An 18,299-nucleotide genomic window follows, 5' to 3' on the forward strand; every position below is an offset into this window, starting at 1 on the left:
CGGTAACGCGTCTGTTATAGCCACATTTGGCCGCTTTATTATTTTCAGTCTGCCGGGTGACGAGGTAACATGGGACCTCGCTTGTTTGTCGCCGATTGCGCCAAACACTATTATTTAACAGTACGTTAACCCAGCCTGTAACAAACGGGCACCGGCGACGCAGACGCATATCTGATGAAAAAAAACAGACAGCAACAGTTAACCCGTTGGCTTAAAACCCAGAGTTCGTTGGCGCAGCGTTGGCTGCGCCTTTCCATGCTGTTGGGGCTGTTCAGCGGCCTGCTGATCGTGGCGCAGGCGTGGCTGCTGGCCAGCCTGCTGCACGCCCTGATCATCGAACATACCCCGCGCGAACAGCTGATCCCTTCGTTTATCTGGCTGGCCGTCGCGTTCGCATTGCGGGCGCTGTTGAGCTGGCTGCGGGAACGGGTCGGTTTCCTGTGTGGCCAGGTGATCCGTCAGCGCATGCGCCAGCAGGTGCTGGATAAACTGCAGCAGCTCGGCCCGGCCTGGATCCAGGGCAAACCGGCGGGCAGTTGGGCCAGCATCATCGTCGAGCAGATCGAGGATATGCAGGACTATTACTCGCGCTATCTACCGCAGATGTATCTGGCAGTCTTCATCCCGCTGCTGATCCTGATCGCCGTCTTCCCGATCAATTGGGCCGCAGGCATCATTTTGCTGGCGACCGCGCCGCTGATCCCGCTGTTCATGGCGCTGGTCGGCATGGGAGCCGCCGATGCCAACCGCCGCAACTTCGTGGCGCTGGCGCGATTGAGCGGCAACTTCCTCGACCGCCTGCGCGGCCTGGACACCCTGCGGTTGTTCGACCGCGCGCAGGCCGAAACGGCGCAGATCGCCAAATCCTCCGAAGACTTCCGCAGCCGCACCATGGAAGTGCTGCGTATGGCCTTCCTCTCTTCCGGCGTGCTGGAGTTCTTCGCTTCGATTTCCATCGCCGTGGTGGCGGTGTACTTCGGCTTTTCTTACCTCGGCGAACTCAACTTCGGCAGCTACGGCCTCGGCGTAACGCTGTTTTCCGGTTTTCTGGTGCTGATTCTGGCGCCGGAGTTTTTCCAACCGCTGCGCGATCTCGGCACCTTCTACCATGCCAAGGCGCAGGCGGTCGGCGCGGCGGAAGCGCTGGAAACCTTCCTCAGCGCCGAAGGCGAGCAGATGGGCAACGGCACGCGGCAACTGCCCGCCGATCAACCGCTGACGCTGCAGGCGAACGCATTGGAAATCCTGTCGCCGAACGGCGTACTGCTGGCCGGGCCGCTGAGTTTCACCCTGCTACCGCAGCAGCGCGTAGCGCTGGTCGGGCTGAGCGGCGCCGGCAAAAGCTCGCTGCTCAATCTGCTGCTCGGCTTCCTGCCCTACCGCGGCTCGTTGACCGTCAACGGCATCGAGCTGCGTGAACTGTCCGCAGAAAACTGGAGGCAACAGCTGAGCTGGGTCGGTCAGAACCCGCACCTGCCGGCGCAAACCTTGCGCGCCAATATCCTGCTGGGCTGCCCGCAGGCCGACGAAGCGCAGCTGCAGCAGGCGGTGGAACTCGCCTACGTCAGCGAACTGTTGCCGTATCTGCCGCAGGGGCTCGACACCGAAGTGGGCGACAACGCCGCCCGCCTGTCGGTCGGCCAGGCGCAGCGCGTGGCGGTCGCCCGGGCGCTGATCGGCCCGCGCCGCTTGCTGCTGCTGGATGAACCGGCCGCCAGTCTCGATGCCCACAGCGAACAACGGGTGATGCAGGCGTTGAATGCCGCTTCGCATCAGCAAACCACCCTACTGGTCACGCACCAGTTGGAAGACACCGAAGACTACGATCAGATCTGGGTGATGGATAACGGGCGCATCGTGCAACAGGGCGATTACGCCACCCTCAGCACCCAGCCGGGCCTGTTCGCCACTCTGATCGCCCATCGCCGCGGGGAGCTTTAATCATGCGCGTTTTGCTGCCGTTTTTGGCGTTGTATCGCCGCCATAGCCTGCTGATTAGCCTGGGCATCCTTTTGGCGATCGTCACCCTGCTGGCCAGCATCGGCCTGCTGGCGCTTTCCGGCTGGTTCCTGGCCGCCTCTTCGCTGGCCGGATTGGCGGGCCTGCTGACCTTCAACTACATGCTGCCGGCCGCCGGCGTGCGCGGCGCGGCGATCTTCCGCACCGCCGGGCGCTACGCCGAGCGCGTGGTCAGTCACGACGCCACCTTCCGCGTGCTGTCGCACTTGCGAGTGTTCACCTTCAGCAAGATCCTGCCGTTGGCGCCGGGCGGCATCGCTCGCTTTCGCCAGGCCGACCTGCTCAACCGCCTGGTGGCGGACGTGGACACGCTGGATCACCTTTATCTGCGGGTGATCTCGCCGCTGATCAGCGCGGCGGTGGTGATCCTGGTGGTCACCTACGGCCTGAGCTGGCTGGATCCTGCGCTCGCCCTGACGTTGGGTGGCATTCTGTTGCTGCTGTTGCTGCTGGTGCCGCCGGTGTTCTACCGCGCCGGCAAACCGATCGGCGGCCAACTCACCGCGCTGCGCGGCCAATACCGTACCGACCTAACCGCCTGGCTGCAGGGGCAGGCAGAGCTGGTGGTGTTCGGTGCCGTCAACGACTTCCGCCAGACGCTGAACGCCACCGAACAGCGGTGGCAACGCCGCCAGTGGCAGCAGGCCTCGCTGAGCGGCAAGGCGCAGGCGCTGATGATCCTCGCCAGCGGGCTGACGGTGACGCTGCTGCTGTGGCTGACCGCCGCCGGCATCGGCGGCGATACCCAGCCCGGAGCCCTGATCGCGCTGTTTGTCTTCGCCGCGCTGGCGTCGTTCGAAGCGCTGATGCCGGTCGCCGGCGCCTTCCAGCATCTCGGCCAGGTGATTGCCTCCGCCACGCGGGTCAAACAGATCATCGATCGCCAGCCGGAAGTCACCTTCCCTGCCGTCGGCCCGGCCGCGGCCGATCGAGCTCAGCTCAGCCTGCAGCAGCTGAGTTTCACCTATCCCGATCAGCCGCAGCCGGTGCTGCGCGACGTCACGCTCGAGGTCGCGGCCGGCGAACACATCGCCTTGCTCGGCCGCACCGGCTGCGGCAAGTCCACCCTGCTGCAGCTGCTGACCCGCGCCTGGCGCACCGACGGCGGCAAAATTCTGCTCAACGGCGAACCGCTGGAGGATTATGATGAAACCACGCTGCGTCGGATGACCACGGTCGTCAGCCAGCGAGTGCATATCTTCAGCGATACGCTGCGGGAAAACCTGCGGTTGGCCGCACCGAATGCCGACGACGCTCGCCTGAGTGACGTACTGCAGCAGGTTGGGCTGGGCAAATTGCTGGACAGCGACGGCGGGCTGAACGCCTGGTTGGGCGAAGGCGGCCGGCAGCTGTCCGGCGGCGAACAGCGCCGACTGGGTATCGCCCGCGCGCTGCTGCATCCGGCCCCGCTGCTGCTGCTTGACGAACCGACCGAAGGGCTGGACGCCGAAACCGAACAGCAGATCCTGGCGCTGCTGCGCCGGCATTGTCAGGGCAAGACGCTGATCCTGGTGACGCACCGTTTGTACGGCCTGGAACATCTCGACCGCATTTGCGTAATGGATGACGGCCAAATTGTCGAACAGGGCGATCACGCCACCCTGATGCGCCAGCAGGGCCGCTATGCACGCTTTCGCAACCGTATCAGCAACCTGGCGCCGTAATCGGCCCGTAGAGGACGCAGAGACCTTGTATGCGCATCGTTAAGCTTTCCCCCCAGTCGCTGGCGTTTCCCTCGCCTGAGGGCGCCCTGCGCGATCCCAACGGCCTGCTGGCGATCGGCGGCGACCTCACGGCGCCGCGACTGTTGGCAGCCTACGAGCGCGGCATCTTCCCCTGGTACTCGCCGGGAGAAGCGATTCTGTGGTGGTCACCCGATCCGCGTGCGGTGCTGTTCCCTGCCGAGTTTCATCTCAACCGCAGTCTGAAACGCTTTTTGCGCCACGATCCGTTTCGCATCACGCTCAATCACGATTTCGCCGCGGTGATCGCCGCCTGCGCCCACCGGCCGGATGAAGGCACCTGGATCGGCCCGGAGGTACAGCGTGCCTATCAGCATCTGCATCGCCTCGGCTACGCACACTCGGTGGAAGTATGGCAGGATGATCAACTGGTCGGCGGCATGTACGGCGTGGCGCAGGGCGCGTTGTTCTGCGGCGAATCGATGTTCAGCCGCGTCACCAACGCCTCAAAATGCGCATTGATGGCCTTTTGCCGCCATTTTGCCGCTTATGGCGGGGAATTGATTGACTGCCAGGTGCTGAACGCTCACACTGCCCGCCTTGGCGCGCGTGAAATTCCGCGCCGTCAATTTTTGCAGCAGCTCAGCACCCTTCAACGGCGGCCTTTGGCGTCGGCGTGCTGGGCGCCGCAAGTCATATCCCCACAGCCGGTTGAACCGCCCTCTCCAGTAAACTAATTGATGGAAACGGTGCAATGTTCACCGACACATCTTTACATAATGGGGGTTTTTCGGCATTATCTTGCCGGTTAAAAACTAAGGTAGTTAGACCTAGAGGATTCGATGGCCAAAGAAGACAATATTGAAATGCAGGGCACCGTTCTTGATACGCTGCCGAACACCATGTTCCGCGTTGAATTGGAAAACGGGCACGTGGTAACCGCACACATCTCCGGTAAAATGCGTAAAAACTATATCCGCATCCTGACGGGCGACAAAGTCACTGTAGAGCTGACCCCGTACGACCTGAGCAAAGGCCGCATTGTCTTCCGTAGCCGTTAATCGGCTCACCGCGCGCCACATGCTGGCGGCATCGAGGATGTAATCCCTCGGGAGCCCTTTCCGTTTACCCCCGCAGCGACGTTACACAACGGGTTGCAGGTGCGCAGGTAAACTGAGAGGGCTCACTCGTTTCTGTTGTACGGTGAATCTCACCCATAAAAAAAAGCGATGCCGAAGCATCGCTTTTTCTTTGCCTGAAGCGGCCTTAATGCACCGCACCCTCGTCCGCCTTGCGCTTGGCGGCACTGAGGAAGTGGTAGGTCAGCTGTTTCTTGTCCTTGTCCAGCTCGACCTTCACGGAACCGCCGTCCACCAGCGAACCGAACAGCAGCTCGTTGGCCAACGGTTTCTTCAGGTTTTCCTGCATGACGCGCGCCATCGGACGAGCGCCCATCGCACGGTCGTAGCCCTTCACCGACAGCCAGTCGCGTGCTTCGTCGCTCACTTCCAGCGAGACGCCCTTCGCATCCAGCTGCGCCTGCAGTTCGACGATAAACTTGTCGACCACCTGCTGGATCACCTCGGTAGACAGATGGTTGAACCAGATGATGTTGTCCAGACGGTTGCGGAACTCTGGCGTAAACACCTTCTTGATCTCTTCCATCGCGTCGGTGCTGTTGTCCTGCTGCACCAGACCGATCGATTTGCGTTCGGTTTCCCGCACCCCGGCGTTGGTGGTCATCACCAGGATCACATTGCGGAAGTCCGCCTTGCGGCCGTTGTTGTCGGTCAGCGTGCCGTTGTCCATCACCTGCAGCAGCAGGTTGAACACGTCCGGGTGCGCCTTCTCGATCTCATCGAGCAGCACTACCGCATGCGGATGCTTGATCACCGCATCGGTCAGCAGCCCGCCCTGATCGTAACCGACATAGCCCGGAGGCGCGCCGATCAGACGGCTGACGGTATGCCGCTCCATGTACTCGGACATGTCGAAACGCAGCAGCTCGATATCCATCGCCTTGGCCAACTGTACGGTGACCTCGGTTTTCCCGACCCCGGTCGGCCCGGCGAACAGGAAGGAACCGACCGGCTTGCGCTCGTGGCCCAGACCGGCGCGGCTCATCTTGATGGCTTCCGTCAGCGCTTCGATCGCCTGATCCTGGCCGAATACCAGCATCTTCAAACGATCGCCCAGGTTTCTCAGCACGTCGCGATCGCTGGCCGACACGGTTTTCTCCGGGATACGAGCGATGCGCGCCACCACGGATTCGATATCGGCCACGTTGACGGTTTTCTTGCGCTTGCTGGCCGGCATCAGTCGGCTGCGGGCGCCCGCCTCGTCGATCACGTCGATCGCTTTGTCCGGCAGATGACGATCGTTGATGTATTTCACCGACAGCTCCACCGCGGCGCGGATCGCCTTGGCGGTATAACGCACGTCGTGATGCGCTTCATATTTGGTCTTCAGGCCGTTGATGATCTGAACGGTCTCTTCCGCCGTCGGTTCAGTGATATCGATCTTCTGGAAACGGCGCGCCAAAGCGCGATCCTTTTCGAAGATGTTGCTGAACTCCTGGTAGGTGGTCGAGCCGATCACCCGGATCTTGCCGCTCGACAGCAGCGGTTTGATCAGGTTGGCGGCATCCACTTGCCCGCCGGAAGCCGCACCGGCACCGATGATGGTGTGAATTTCATCGATGAACAGGATGCTGTTCTGATCCTGTTCCAGCTGCTTGAGCAGCGCCTTGAAGCGTTTCTCGAAGTCGCCGCGGTATTTGGTGCCGGCCAGCAGTGAACCGATATCCAGCGAATACAGCGTGCAGTCCGCCATCACTTCCGGCACGTCGCCCTGCACGATACGCCAGGCCAGGCCTTCGGCGATGGCGGTCTTGCCCACGCCGGATTCGCCGACCAACAGCGGGTTGTTTTTACGACGACGGCACAGCACCTGAATCGCGCGCTCCAGCTCACGATCGCGGCCGATCAACGGATCGATGCCGCCCACACGGGCCAACTGATTGAGGTTGGTGGTGAAGTTTTCCATACGGTCTTCCCCTCCGGACTGCTCTTCGTTCACCGGGTTTTCCGCATTCGGCGCTTGGCCCGGCTCGTCTTTACGCGTGCCATGTGAAATGAAGTTCACCACGTCGAGACGGCTGACGTCGTGCTTGCGCAGCAGATAAGCCGCCTGCGACTCCTGCTCGCTGAAGATGGCCACCAACACGTTGGCGCCGGACACTTCGCTGCGGCCGGAAGATTGCACATGGAAGACCGCGCGCTGCAACACGCGCTGGAAGCTGAGCGTCGGCTGAGTGTCGCGCTCTTCTTCGCCGGCGGGCAGCGTCGGTGTGGTTTGTTCGATGAAGGCTTCCAGCTCCTGGCGCAACGCGGCCAGATCCACCGTACATGCCTCAAGCGCTTCTCGCGCGGCAGGGTTGCTCAGCAACGCCAGCAACAGGTGCTCCACGGTCATAAACTCGTGTCTGTGCTCACGCGCCCTGGCGAAAGCCATGTTGAGACTGAGTTCCAGTTCTTGATTGAGCATAAGCACCTCCCCAATAGATTGCCTTATTCAGGCTTTTTCCAGCGTACAAAGCAACGGATGCTCGTTCTCCCTTGCGTACCGGTTCACATGGACGACTTTGGTTTCCGCCACCTCGGCGGTAAAAACACCACAGATCGCCTTGCCTTGATAGTGGACCGTGAGCATCAGTTGCGTTGCGCGTTCAATATCATAAGAAAAGAACTTTTGCAGAACGTCAATCACAAATTCCATCGGTGTGTAATCGTCGTTGTTAAGTATAACTTTATACATAGACGGCGGTTTTACCGCATCGATTTGTTTTTCTTCGGCCAAGTGTTCAAAATTTAGCCAGTCGTTGTTATTGCCCATCGCTGCTCATCTTCTCTGCTCTGCCCTCTGATATGGGGGCAGGTTTCGGTTATTCAAAGTGGGGATAGTTACTATTTTATCATCTTCGGCATCGTCCCGCCGCACTGTAACGTGCGCAAAAAAACGGGCCAATTGTGACTGAATCGTGGCAATAGCGTTACCTGCTTCAAACTTTGGTGAACTGCTCCCCGCCGACAAAAGCCGATCCCTTGACGCCCCGATCATTTGCTCTAGAGTGTAAATTCGTGGCTGGTGGTCTTTTAACCACCCCTTGTCCACCCTGCTACCCGCCTACGGCGGGTGCGAATTCAGTTATTCATCTCACTTAAAATAGCGTTGCGAGGGATGTAAAAGCATGGAGACGGGTACTGTTAAATGGTTTAACAACGCCAAAGGCTTTGGCTTCATCTGCCCAGCCGGCGGTGGCGAAGATATTTTCGCGCATTACTCCACCATCAAGATGGATGGTTACAGAACGTTGAAGGCAGGCCAGCAGGTCAGCTTCGACGTGCATCAAGGGCCAAAAGGGAACCATGCCAGTCTTATTGTGCCGGTGGAAAGCGAGGCGCTGTCCTAAACGCTTCCGGCAGCGTCGCGCTGCATTGACCCTGACTGCGATAAAAATGCCAGCCGCCGTGTGACTGGCATTTTTTATGCCTTTTACTTACTCGCGCGCCAGCGCATCGATCGGATTCAGCCGCGCGGCATTGCGCGCCGGCAGATAGCCGAACACCACGCCGATACCGGTGGAACAGAGGAACGCGCTCAGCAACGCCGCCGGCGGGAAGCTGATCTGCCAGCCCGGCAATACCAGCTGCACCGCCAGGCCGATGGCGAACGACAGCGTAATCCCCAGCGCGCCCCCCACCAGGCAGACCAACACCGCCTCGATCAAGAACTGCTGCAACACGTCGCCGGAACGGGCGCCCACCGCCATGCGGATGCCAATCTCGCGCGTGCGCTCGGTCACCGACACCAGCATGATGTTCATCACGCCGATGCCGCCGACCACCAGCGAAATCACCGCCACCAGCGTCAGGAACAGCTGCAGCGTGCGGGTGGTTTTCTCCGCGGTTTGCACCAGGCTGTCCATGTTATAGGTGAAGAAGTCCTTTTTGCCGTGGCGCAGCGTCAACAGGCGCGACAGCTGCTGTTCCGCTTCCTTGCTGTCGTAGCCGTCGCGAATGCGCACGGTGATCGAGTCGAAATAATTGTTGCCCATCAGCCGGTTGGCCATGGTGCTGTAAGGCACCCACACGTTCAGCGTCTTGCTGCTGCCGAACATCGACTGCTTCTCTTTAGCCACGCCGACCACCGTCGCCGGCATGTTGCCCACCAGGATCACCTCGCCCACCACGTTTTTCTGGTGCGGGAACAGCCGCCGTTGGGTATTGGCGTCGATCACCACCGTCTGCGCCTGTGACTGCACCTGCATCGGATCGATGCCGACGCCCTGGGTAAAGCTCATACCGTACACGCGGAAGAACTGTTCGCTGACGCCGTTGACATTGGCCGCCGCGTCGACGTTACCCAGCCGCAGCCGCATGCTGCTGCTGATGCTCGGCGACAGCGCGCTGATATACGGCTGTTCGCGCAGCGCATCGAGATCGCCGTATTTCAGCGATTGCCTGTAGGTTGGATCGTCGTCGCCGAAGTCCTTGCCGGGGTAAATGTCGACGGTGTTGGTGCCGATCGATTTGATGTCCGCCAGCACCATCTGCTTGGCGGCGTCGCCGATCACCAGGATCGATACCACCGAGGCGATGCCGATAATGATGCCGAGCATGGTCAGCGCGGTGCGCATCTTGTTGGCCGCCATCGCACGCCAGGCCATCACCAGCGCTTCGCGAAAGCGGCCGCCCATCTGCCGCCAGGAAGGCGCCGCGGCGGCCAGCGCCAGCGGCTTGGCCTGGGTATCCTCCGGCGGCGCCGGACGCGAGTCGGCAATGATTTCGCCGTCGCGGATCTCGATGATCCGTTCAGCCTGGCGCGCCACCGCTGGATCGTGGGTCACCAGGATCACCGTGTGGCCCTGGGCGCACAGCTGTTTGAGGATCGCCATCACCTCTTCGCCGGAGTGGCTGTCGAGCGCGCCGGTCGGTTCATCCGCCAGGATCACCTGCCCGCCGTTCATCAACGCGCGGGCGATACTGACGCGCTGCTGCTGGCCGCCGGAAAGCTGGCTCGGCCGGTAGTTAACGCGCTCCCCCAGCCCCAGGCGCCGCAACAGCGCCTCCGCCCGTTCGCGCCGCGCCGCTTTGCCCAGCCCCGCGTACACCGCCGGCACCTCGACGTTATGCGCCGCACTCAGGTGCGGCAGCAGATGATAACGCTGGAAAATAAAGCCAAAATGTTCGCGCCGCAGCTGCGCCAGCGCATCGTCGCTCAGCGTCGCCACATCCTGTCCGGCCACCCGATAGACCCCGGCGCTCGGCTTGTCCAGACAGCCCAGAATGTTCATCAGCGTCGATTTGCCGGAGCCGGAGGCCCCCATGATCGCCACCATTTCCCCGGCGTCGATGCTCAGACTGATCCCCTTCAGCACCTCCACCGTCTGCTCGCCGGAACGGTAGCTGCGGCGAATGCCGCTCAGCTGTAACAGCGCCGCCATCAGCCGGCCTCCACGCCGCCGCGGCTGACAATCACCTCATCGCCCGCCTCAAGCCCGCTGAGGATTTGCACATCGATATTGTTGCGCAGACCGATAGCCACCTCACGCTTCTCTTCCTTGCCCTGTTTCAGCACCGAGACGTGGTAGCGATTGTCGGCGATCTGGTCACCCAACGCCGCCAGCGGGATCACCAGCGCCTGCTCGACGCCGGCCAGCTGAATATGCACCTGCGCCGTCATTTGCAAGCGCAGCAGCCTTTCCGGGTTGGGCACTTCGAAACGCGCATAATAGAAGATGGCATTATTGACCTTTTCCGGCGTCGGCTGAATGTCTTTCAGCACGCCGTCGAAGCGCCGAGTCGGATCGCCCAGCACCGTGAACCAGGCCTTCTGACCCGGCTTGAGGTTAATGACGTCAGCCTCCGAGACCTGCGCCTTCACCAGCATGGTGCCGAGATCCGCCAACGTCAGAATGTTCGGCGCCTGTTGCGCCGCGATCACCGTCTGGCCCTGCAGCGTGGTGATCTGCACCACGTCGCCATCCATCGGGGCTTCGATGCGGGTGTAGGCCAGGTTGATCTTGGCGGTATCCAGGCTGGCCTGGTTGCGGGCGATCTGCGCATTGATGGTGCCCACCTGCGCTTTCTTCACCGCCAGCTGCGTCGCTGCCTGATCCAGATCCTGACGCGATACCGCCTGCAGTTTGGCCAGTGCCTGGTTGCGCTGCAGCGTGACCGCCGCCAATTGCTGCTCGGCCTGTGCCTGCAGCAGCTGCGCATGCAGCTCGCGCAGCGTCGCCTCGCCTTCGCGAATGCTGTTCTGCGCCTGTTGCGGATCGATAACCCCCAGCAACTGGCCTTTTTTCACCTTGTCGCCGATCTCGACATACAACTTTTCCAACTGCCCGCTGACCTGCGCGCCGACGTCAACCTTGCGCACCGCGTCCAGCTGGCCGGTCGCCAACACGTTCTGCTGCAGATCGCGCTTGGTGACCTTTACCGTTTTGAAATCGGTTGGCGCCGGATGGCGGAAGTGCCAAACGGCCGCCGCGGCAATCGCCGCAATCACCGCCAGTGCGAGTATCCAGCGGCGTTTGTGTCCTTTAAACCCTGTCAAAATTGACCTGCCTGTGCTTGTGAATATCGACCGCCCATTGCGGCGGCGGAGCTAAATTAGCACGCACCGTAGGGAATAACTAAACCTTAGCTCAACACAATGTGGAGACACGCCTGGTTACAGTTCAGCATTGAACTCTCGTTTAGTGAAGCCTTGATGAAATAGCGCCATTCAACACAGCCAAGGATTTCATCATGTCACAGCTCAGCTACCCACTCGCCTCCGCCCGGCCGCTTAACGGCTGGCAACTGATGACGGCGCTGATCAATGGCGAAAAGGCGCCAAGCAACGCCTGGAAAAAAACCTCGTTTCGCCTGAAGTTTCTCGGCCGCTCGCTGCTCAACTGGCGCACCACCAGCGGCCTGCTCAGCACCCTGGCCAGCAACCCACTGCTGGAGGAGATCCTGAGCGCGCAGCCGAACCTGCCGTGCAAGCTGCATCGCCCCTACCTGGCAGCCAACATGAGCAAGATCGAATGCCTGTTCGCCCTGCGCGATCATTACGATCTCATCGTGCAGCGCATGCCGCTAAAGATGCGTCTCGGCCACCTCGGCCCACAGCCTTTCGTGCTGGCCCGCGCGATGGGCAAAAACGAAGCGCCGATCACGCTGGAACTGGCGGCGATCGACAAACTGAATAAGGAAGGGGAAGCCACGCTGCTGCTGCGCAACGCCAACGGCGTGATGCTGGCGGAGATCACCTTTGCGCTGATGCATTATCAGCAGCAGCCGACGCTGTTCATCGGCGGCCTGCAGGGCGCGAACCATGAGGTGCCGCACGCCGAGATCCAGCACACCACCAAAGAGTGCCACGGTCTGTTCCCCAAACGGCTGGTGCTGGAAGGCATTTGCACGCTGGCGCGGCACCTCGGCATCCGCCAGATCGTAGCCGTCGGCAATGCCACCCATATCTATCAAAACTGGCGTTACCAGAGTAAGAAGAAGGATCAACTGCACGCCGATTACGATCAGTTCTGGCTGTCGATGGGCGCCAAACCGCTCGACAGCGGCTATTTCCTGCTGCCCGAACGCATCGCCCGCAAACCGATCGAAGAGGTTGCCAGCAAGAAGCGCGCCGAGTATCGCCGCCGCTATCAGTTGCTGGATGAGCTGGAACAGGGATTGGCGGCGCATTTCTGCGCCCGATAACGCCCGGCGGGCCGTCAGTCTGCCCGGCCGCGCGCCAGCCAGATCACCCGTGAGAACATTTTCTTCAGCAGCGGCGGCACCGAGTCCGTGCCCCATTCGCCGGCCTGCATCGCGACCTCGATCGCCAGATCCGGCTTCGACGAGTGGTGGACCGCTTTCAGGATCACCTTGCGCACCGGCATCTGCGCGTTGATCGGCACCGACGCCATTCGGTGATAGACCGGGGCGAACCCTTCGCGGAACATGAAGTGTTCCATGTCCGGCGCCGGCAACGCGGTCAGCCGATCGCGTTCGTTGTCTTCATGATTGTCCAGCAGGCTGCGTACGGTGTTGGCGTACTTTTTGCCCGCCTCATCGCCGTCCACCAGCGCATGCCACTCGATGCCCATGCGGCGGGCGAAGCGCAGCAGCGGCTTCAGGCCGCACTGAGCGAACTCGATGACCCTCACCCCTTCCGCCTCGAAATGGTAGCCGCACTGGCGCGCCAGCTCGTTAAGCAGCCACACTTCGGTCTCGCCTTCCACCAGCAGCCAGCAGCGGGCGAACAGCGACGACGGCCGGTTGAAACGGATGTGAAACGCGATGCGCCGCCCGTCTTCGGCGCTCAGCCCGCGCGGCCCGAGACGGTAGGTCGCGACCCGGCCCGACTCGCGCACCAGCCGGCAGACGTGCTCCACCGGCACCAGCGACACCAGTTCGCTGGAGTTGGTGGTGGTGATGCGCTGCAATGGCAGCTGATTGAGCAGCCCCCAGGCCACCGACAGCATGATCGGGTGCAGGCGAGTTTCCGGGTCTTCCACCAGCAGCAGCGGCCGGGCGTGCGGATCCAGCTTGACGTCGCCCTTGGCCTGCAGCAGGGTGGAAAACATGCCCAGCAGGATCAGGCGCATGCTGCGGCTGTTCGGTTCGGCCACCATGCGGTTGATGCCGTCCAGCGCACGCCAGGCGTCCTGCTCCGGTTCACCGCCGCGGCGGCGTGGCCGCGCCACCTGCGAACTCTGCTCGGCAAAATAGTGCTCCAGCAGCTGCTGCATCGCCGCCAGCCCCTGACGCAGCTCGCCGTTGGTCAGCTTCTGCGGATTGCGCACCAGCTCGCGCGTCAGCTGATCCAGCTGCTGCGCCAACGCCTGGGTATCGGGTTTACGTTCATCGCCGAGGCTGCTGGGGCGCAGGCGGCGAATAAAGCGCGCGTCGCGCAGGCGCAGTACCGGATGAATGCGGATGATGGCGTGGGCCAGCTGTTCGATATGGTGCAATTGAAAGGCATTGCCGTCGGCGTCGAGAAAACCGCGCCAGGTGCACACCGTGCCGTCGTCGGCCAGCTCGCCCTCGCAGCGGTAATGAATGCGGCTCAGGCCATCCTCGCCCTTGACCCACAGCGGCGTCAGGTGGCGATAACGCGGTAGGTGCGCATGACCGATGTCTTTTTCGCAGAAGGTGAACACCACCTGCAGGTGGCGCTCTTTGGCCGACTCTTCACCGGGGGGGAAATGGAAATCGTGCGCTTCAAACCGATACAGCTTCTGCTCCGGCGCCAGCAGCAGCGTCAGCGCATCCAGCAGGCTGGATTTACCCCAGGCGTTTTCGCCGAGCAACAGCGTGTTGTCGTCCAGCATCAGGGACAGCCGATTAATGCCGCGAAAACCTACAATTTCGATACGCTCCAAGAACATCCGCCGCCTCCCGTGCGCGCCGTCGCCTCTTCAATGAGGCGACCTTCACAGAGCATGGTCAAAAAACCCCTTGCAGGTCAAGCGGCCAGCGTCAAATCTGCCGCTTTACTCCGGCCGGGCTTTTGGTTAGCGTGTGCTCCTCGCCGCCGTTCGGCGCGCATCAAAACTCAAGGACACTCGTTGCACCATGTACTCAGGACTGTTGATTATTCTGTTACCGCTGATTGTCGGTTACCTCATTCCCTTACGCCATCGCCCGCTGCTGGTGCTGATCAACCGGCTGCTCAGCTGGATGGTGTACGTGATCCTGTTTTTCATGGGCATCAGCCTGGCGTTTATGGAAGATCTCAGCAGTAACCTGGTGCTGATCTTCCAGTACAGCGCGGTGTTCTTCTTCTGCATTCTCTGCGCCAATCTGCTGTTGCTGGCGCTGCTGGAGCGGCGCATGCCGTGGCGCAGCAGCCATAAACAGGAAAAGCTGCCCTCGCGCGTGCATATGGCGCTGGAGTCGCTCAAGCTTTGCGGCGTGGTGCTCGGCGGCTTCCTGCTCGGCCTGACGCAGTGGCAATGGCTGCAGTTCGCCCATAAAGGCAGCGAATATGCGCTGATCTTCCTGCTGTTGCTGGTCGGCATTCAGCTGCGCAACAGCGGCATGACGCTGCGCCAGATCGTGCTCAACCGCCGCGGCACGCTGGTGGCGTTGGTGGTGACCGTCGCGTCGCTGGCCGGCGGCGCGCTGGCGGCGCAGCTGCTGGGGTTGCCGATCAAGGCCGGGCTGGCGATGGCCTCCGGTTTCGGCTGGTACTCGCTGTCCGGCATTCTGATCACCGACGCCTACGGCCCGGTGATGGGCAGCGCCGCGTTCTTCAACGATCTGGCGCGCGAGCTGGTGGCGATCATGCTGATCCCGACGCTGGTGCGCCGCAGCCGCTCCACCGCCCTCGGCCTGTGCGGCGCCACCTCGATGGACTTCACCCTGCCGGTGCTGCAGCGCAGCGGCGGGCTGGACATGGTGCCCCCCGCCATCGTGCACGGCTTCCTGCTGAGCCTGCTGGCGCCGGTGCTGATCGCCCTGTTCTCCTGATCCTTTTCCCTTGGGGGCTACCCGGCCCCCAAAGCGTAATCATTCCCATCCGCACGGCAAAATTGCGCTAAATCAAACTTGCCCGCAGTAGTCGCACAAAAGCCTTTTGCAACCCCGATCGCCGATCTATGCTTTTAAACAAGCATTATAAATGCAACTTTAAAAATAAAAGGAAGCGACTATGTTCTGTGTGCAATGTGAACAAACCATCCGTACCCCGGCAGGCAACGGCTGCTCGTATGCTCAGGGCATGTGCGGAAAAACGGCGGAAACCTCCGATCTGCAGGATCTGCTGGTGGCGGCGCTGCAGGGACTCTCCGCCTGGGCGCTGCAGGCGCGTTCGCTGGGCATCGTCGACCACGAGATCGACAGCTTCGCCCCGCGCGCCTTCTTCTCCACCCTGACCAACGTCAACTTCGACTCCCAGCGCATCATCGGCTACGCGCGGGAAACCCTGCTGCTGCGCGACTCGCTGGCCGCCCGTTGCCGGCTGCTGGATGCCGGCGTGCGCGTCGATCACCCGATGGCGGCGCTGCAGCTGGCCGGCAACGATATGCCTGCGCTGCTGCTGCAGGCGGCGCAGTTTGCCCTCAACAGCGACAAGGCCGAGGTCGGCGACGACGTACACGGTTTGCGCATGCTGTGCCTGTACGGCCTGAAAGGCGCGGCGGCCTATATGGAACACGCGCACGTGCTCGGCCAGTTCGACGAGCAACTCTATGCCGACTACCACGCCTTTATGGCCTGGCTCGGCACCCGGCCGCGCGACGTCGACACCCTGCTGAACAACGCCATGGGCATCGGCAAGATGAACTTCAACGTGATGGCGATCCTCGATCGCGGTGAAACCCAGGCCTACGGCGATCCGCAGCCCAGCGCAGTCAACGTGCGCCCGGTGGCCGGGAAAGCCATTCTGATTTCCGGCCACGATCTGAAAGATCTGCGCATGCTGCTCGAACAAACCGAAGGGCAAAACGTCAACGTCTACACCCACGGTGAAATGCTGCCGGCGCACGGCTATCCGGAACTGAAAAAATTCAAGCACCTGGTGGGCAACTACGGCAGCGGTTGGCAGAACCAGCAGACGGAATTCGCCAAATTCCCCGGCCCGATCGTGATGACCTCCAACTGCATCATCGATCCTAACGTCGGCAACTACGGCGATCGCATCTGGACCCGCAGTATCGTCGGCTGGCCGGGCGTCAACCATCTGGAAGGCGACGACTTCGGCGCCGTGATCCGCCAGGCTCAGGGCATGAACGGCTTCCCTTACACCGAGATTGAGCACCTGATCACCGTTGGCTTCGGCCGCCAGACGCTGCTGAACGCCGCCGACACGGTCATCGACCTGGTGTCGCAGAAAAAACTGCGCCACGTCTTCCTGGTGGGCGGCTGCGACGGCAGCCGCGACGAGCGCAGCTACTTCACCGACTTCGCCCGCAGCGTGCCGCAAGACTGCCTGATCATGACGCTGGCCTGCGGCAAGTACCGTTTCAACAAGCTGGACTTCGGCACGCTAGAAGGGTTGCCGCGCCTGTTGGACGTCGGCCAGTGCAACGACGCCTACTCCGCCATCATGCTGGCGGTCAAGCTGGCGGATACGCTCGGCTGCAGCGTCAACGAGCTACCGCTCAGCCTGGTGCTGTCGTGGTTTGAACAGAAGGCGATCGTCATTCTGCTGACGCTGCTGTCGCTGGGGGTGAAAAACATCGTCACCGGCCCGACCGCGCCGGGCTTCCTGACCGACAACCTGATGGCGATCCTCAACGAGAAATTCGGCCTGCGTCCGATCACCACCGTCGAGCAGGATATTGCAGCGCTGCTCGCCTGATGCCGTTACGTTATGGGGCCGCCTGCGCCGGCCCCTTTGTTTTTTGAGGTGCCCCGATGACTCAACCCACTCCGCTTTGCCCGAACCGCATGCAGGTGCATTCCATCCAGCGTGAAACCGCCGACGTCTGGACGCTGAACCTGATCTGCGACGTTTTCTACCCTTACCAGGCTGGCCAGTTCGCGCTGGTCAGCATTCGCAACAGCGAGGAGACGTTGCGCGCCTATACGCTCTCCTCCTCGCCCGGCCAGAGCCGCTTTCTCAACATCAGCGTGCGCTGCCTGCCGGACGGCATCGGGTCGCGCTGGCTGACGCAAGAGGTCAAGCCCGGCAACACGCTGTGGCTGTCCGACGCGCAGGGCGAATTCAGCTGCGAGCGCCACCCGGCCGATCGTTATCTGATGCTGGCCGCCGGCTGCGGCGTGACGCCGATCGTCTCGATGTGCCGCTGGCTGACCGCTAACCGTCCGGCCTGCGATATCGCCGTGATCTTTAACGTACGCACCCCCGCCGACACGATTTTCGCCGATCAATGGCGCGCGCTGTGCGCCGCCCATCCGCAGCTGCGCCTGACGCTGATGGCCGAGCAGGATCTGCAACCCGGCTACCTCAGCGGCCGTATCGATGAACAGACGCTGCGGCAGGCGGCGCCGGATATCGCCGAACGCACGGTGATGACCTGCGGCCCTGCGCCCTACATGGATCAGGTGGAGCAGCTTTGTCGCCGGCTCGGCGTGCCGGCCGAGCATTTCCATAAAGAGCAGTTCCACACGCCGACGGCGCAGGCCGACGCCACCGAAGGACTGACGCTGCGCGCCGCGCGCCCGCTGCGCGAATTCCGCGTGCCGGTCGGCAGCACGCTGCTGGCGGCGATGGAGGCCAATGCCCTGCCGGTCAACGCCGCCTGCCGCGCCGGGGTGTGCGGCTCGTGCAAAACCCGCATCCTCGAGGGCGACTACACCACCACCAGCACCATGACGCTGAGCGCGGAAGAGATAGCGCAAGGCTACGTGCTGGCCTGCAGTTGCCAGTTGCAGGGTGACGTCACGCTGGCGTGATCCCCTGGCCCCATCGCCGCGATGGGGCATTTATCGGCAAGTTCCCCGTGGCCAGCCCAGTTACACTGCTTCCCGTCCTACGCTCTTTACCCTTCCTGACCGCATCTCGTTCACAGCCGGTAAGCTATGCTTGCAGTTGTTCTGCTGCCACTCACCGGATCGAGTCCACATCGTTTTTCAAACC

The 18,299-nt window shown here is 61.9% G+C and carries 14 protein-coding genes; 9 read left to right on the plus strand and 5 right to left on the minus strand.

The annotated features are described in order from the left end of the window. Positions 1-174 precede the first annotated feature (174 nt). From cydD to infA, 4 genes are all read left to right on the plus strand, one after another. Positions 175-1,941, plus strand: coding sequence for a cysteine/glutathione ABC transporter permease/ATP-binding protein CydD (cydD, locus tag RE418_RS22385; RefSeq protein WP_142590581.1), 1,767 nt, complete (start codon positions 175-177; stop codon positions 1,939-1,941). A 2-nt stretch (positions 1,942-1,943) separates the two neighbouring features. Beyond that, complete coding sequence (cydC, locus tag RE418_RS22390) at positions 1,944-3,683, plus strand: cysteine/glutathione ABC transporter ATP-binding protein/permease CydC (protein ID WP_043137717.1); 1,740 nt, start codon at positions 1,944-1,946, stop codon at positions 3,681-3,683. A gap of 29 nt (positions 3,684-3,712) precedes the next feature. Then, complete coding sequence (aat, locus tag RE418_RS22395; protein WP_043137718.1) at positions 3,713-4,438, plus strand: leucyl/phenylalanyl-tRNA--protein transferase; 726 nt, start codon at positions 3,713-3,715, stop codon at positions 4,436-4,438. A 105-nt stretch (positions 4,439-4,543) separates the two neighbouring features. Continuing rightward, positions 4,544-4,762, plus strand: a complete 219-nt coding sequence (gene infA / locus RE418_RS22400; protein WP_002211347.1) for a translation initiation factor IF-1 — start codon at positions 4,544-4,546, stop codon at positions 4,760-4,762. A 205-nt stretch (positions 4,763-4,967) separates the two neighbouring features. On the opposite strand, the gene clpA is transcribed toward infA, so the two are convergent. Next, positions 4,968-7,247 carry an ATP-dependent Clp protease ATP-binding subunit ClpA gene (clpA, locus tag RE418_RS22405; RefSeq protein WP_025302261.1) on the minus strand — a complete coding sequence of 760 codons (2,280 nt, stop codon included), beginning with the start codon at positions 7,245-7,247 and terminating at the stop codon, positions 4,968-4,970. A gap of 27 nt (positions 7,248-7,274) precedes the next feature. Further along, positions 7,275-7,595: an ATP-dependent Clp protease adapter ClpS gene (gene clpS / locus RE418_RS22410; protein WP_004928347.1), complete on the minus strand. Its 321-nt coding sequence runs from the start codon at positions 7,593-7,595 to the stop codon at positions 7,275-7,277. Between the two features lie 355 nt (positions 7,596-7,950). Between clpS and cspD the strand changes: the two genes are divergently transcribed. Further along, entirely contained in the window at positions 7,951-8,172 is a 222-nt protein-coding gene (gene cspD, locus RE418_RS22415) for a cold shock-like protein CspD (protein ID WP_004928349.1), read from the plus strand. 87 nt (positions 8,173-8,259) lie between these two features. Here the strand turns inward: cspD and macB are convergent, their stop codons facing one another. Together macB and macA are read right to left on the minus strand one after the other, a co-directional pair. Next, positions 8,260-10,206: a macrolide ABC transporter ATP-binding protein/permease MacB gene (gene macB, locus RE418_RS22420; RefSeq protein WP_049204241.1), complete on the minus strand. Its 1,947-nt coding sequence runs from the start codon at positions 10,204-10,206 to the stop codon at positions 8,260-8,262. Further along, positions 10,206-11,321 (minus strand): macrolide transporter subunit MacA, encoded by a 1,116-nt coding sequence (macA, locus tag RE418_RS22425; RefSeq protein ID WP_043137722.1) that lies wholly within the window; start codon positions 11,319-11,321, stop codon positions 10,206-10,208. Before macA ends, macB begins: the two co-directional genes overlap by 1 nt. 194 nt (positions 11,322-11,515) lie before the next feature. Here macA and RE418_RS22430 point away from each other — a divergent pair, with 194 nt between their 5' ends. Further along, on the plus strand, positions 11,516-12,469 hold the full coding sequence (locus RE418_RS22430) for a VirK/YbjX family protein (RefSeq protein WP_043137726.1): 954 nt from the start codon (positions 11,516-11,518) through the stop codon (positions 12,467-12,469). A 14-nt stretch (positions 12,470-12,483) separates the two neighbouring features. On the opposite strand, the gene RE418_RS22435 is transcribed toward RE418_RS22430, so the two are convergent. Next, positions 12,484-14,142 (minus strand): ATP-dependent endonuclease, encoded by a 1,659-nt coding sequence (locus RE418_RS22435; RefSeq protein ID WP_025302257.1) that lies wholly within the window; start codon positions 14,140-14,142, stop codon positions 12,484-12,486. A gap of 187 nt (positions 14,143-14,329) precedes the next feature. Here RE418_RS22435 and RE418_RS22440 point away from each other — a divergent pair, with 187 nt between their 5' ends. From RE418_RS22440 to hcr, 3 genes are all read left to right on the plus strand, one after another. Continuing rightward, positions 14,330-15,226, plus strand: a complete 897-nt coding sequence (locus RE418_RS22440; RefSeq protein WP_025302256.1) for a lysine exporter LysO family protein — start codon at positions 14,330-14,332, stop codon at positions 15,224-15,226. A gap of 181 nt (positions 15,227-15,407) precedes the next feature. Further along, a complete protein-coding gene (gene hcp / locus RE418_RS22445) occupies positions 15,408-17,057 on the plus strand; it encodes a hydroxylamine reductase (RefSeq protein WP_089180732.1) in 1,650 nt (549 codons plus the stop codon). Positions 17,058-17,113: 56 nt separating this feature from the next. Beyond that, positions 17,114-18,115, plus strand: coding sequence for an NADH oxidoreductase (hcr, locus tag RE418_RS22450; protein WP_089180731.1), 1,002 nt, complete (start codon positions 17,114-17,116; stop codon positions 18,113-18,115). Positions 18,116-18,299 lie beyond the last annotated feature (184 nt).

It is taken from the genome of Serratia sp. szju (assembly GCF_044594185.1).
In the GTDB taxonomy this organism is placed as follows: Bacteria; Pseudomonadota; Gammaproteobacteria; order Enterobacterales; family Enterobacteriaceae; genus Serratia; species Serratia bockelmannii.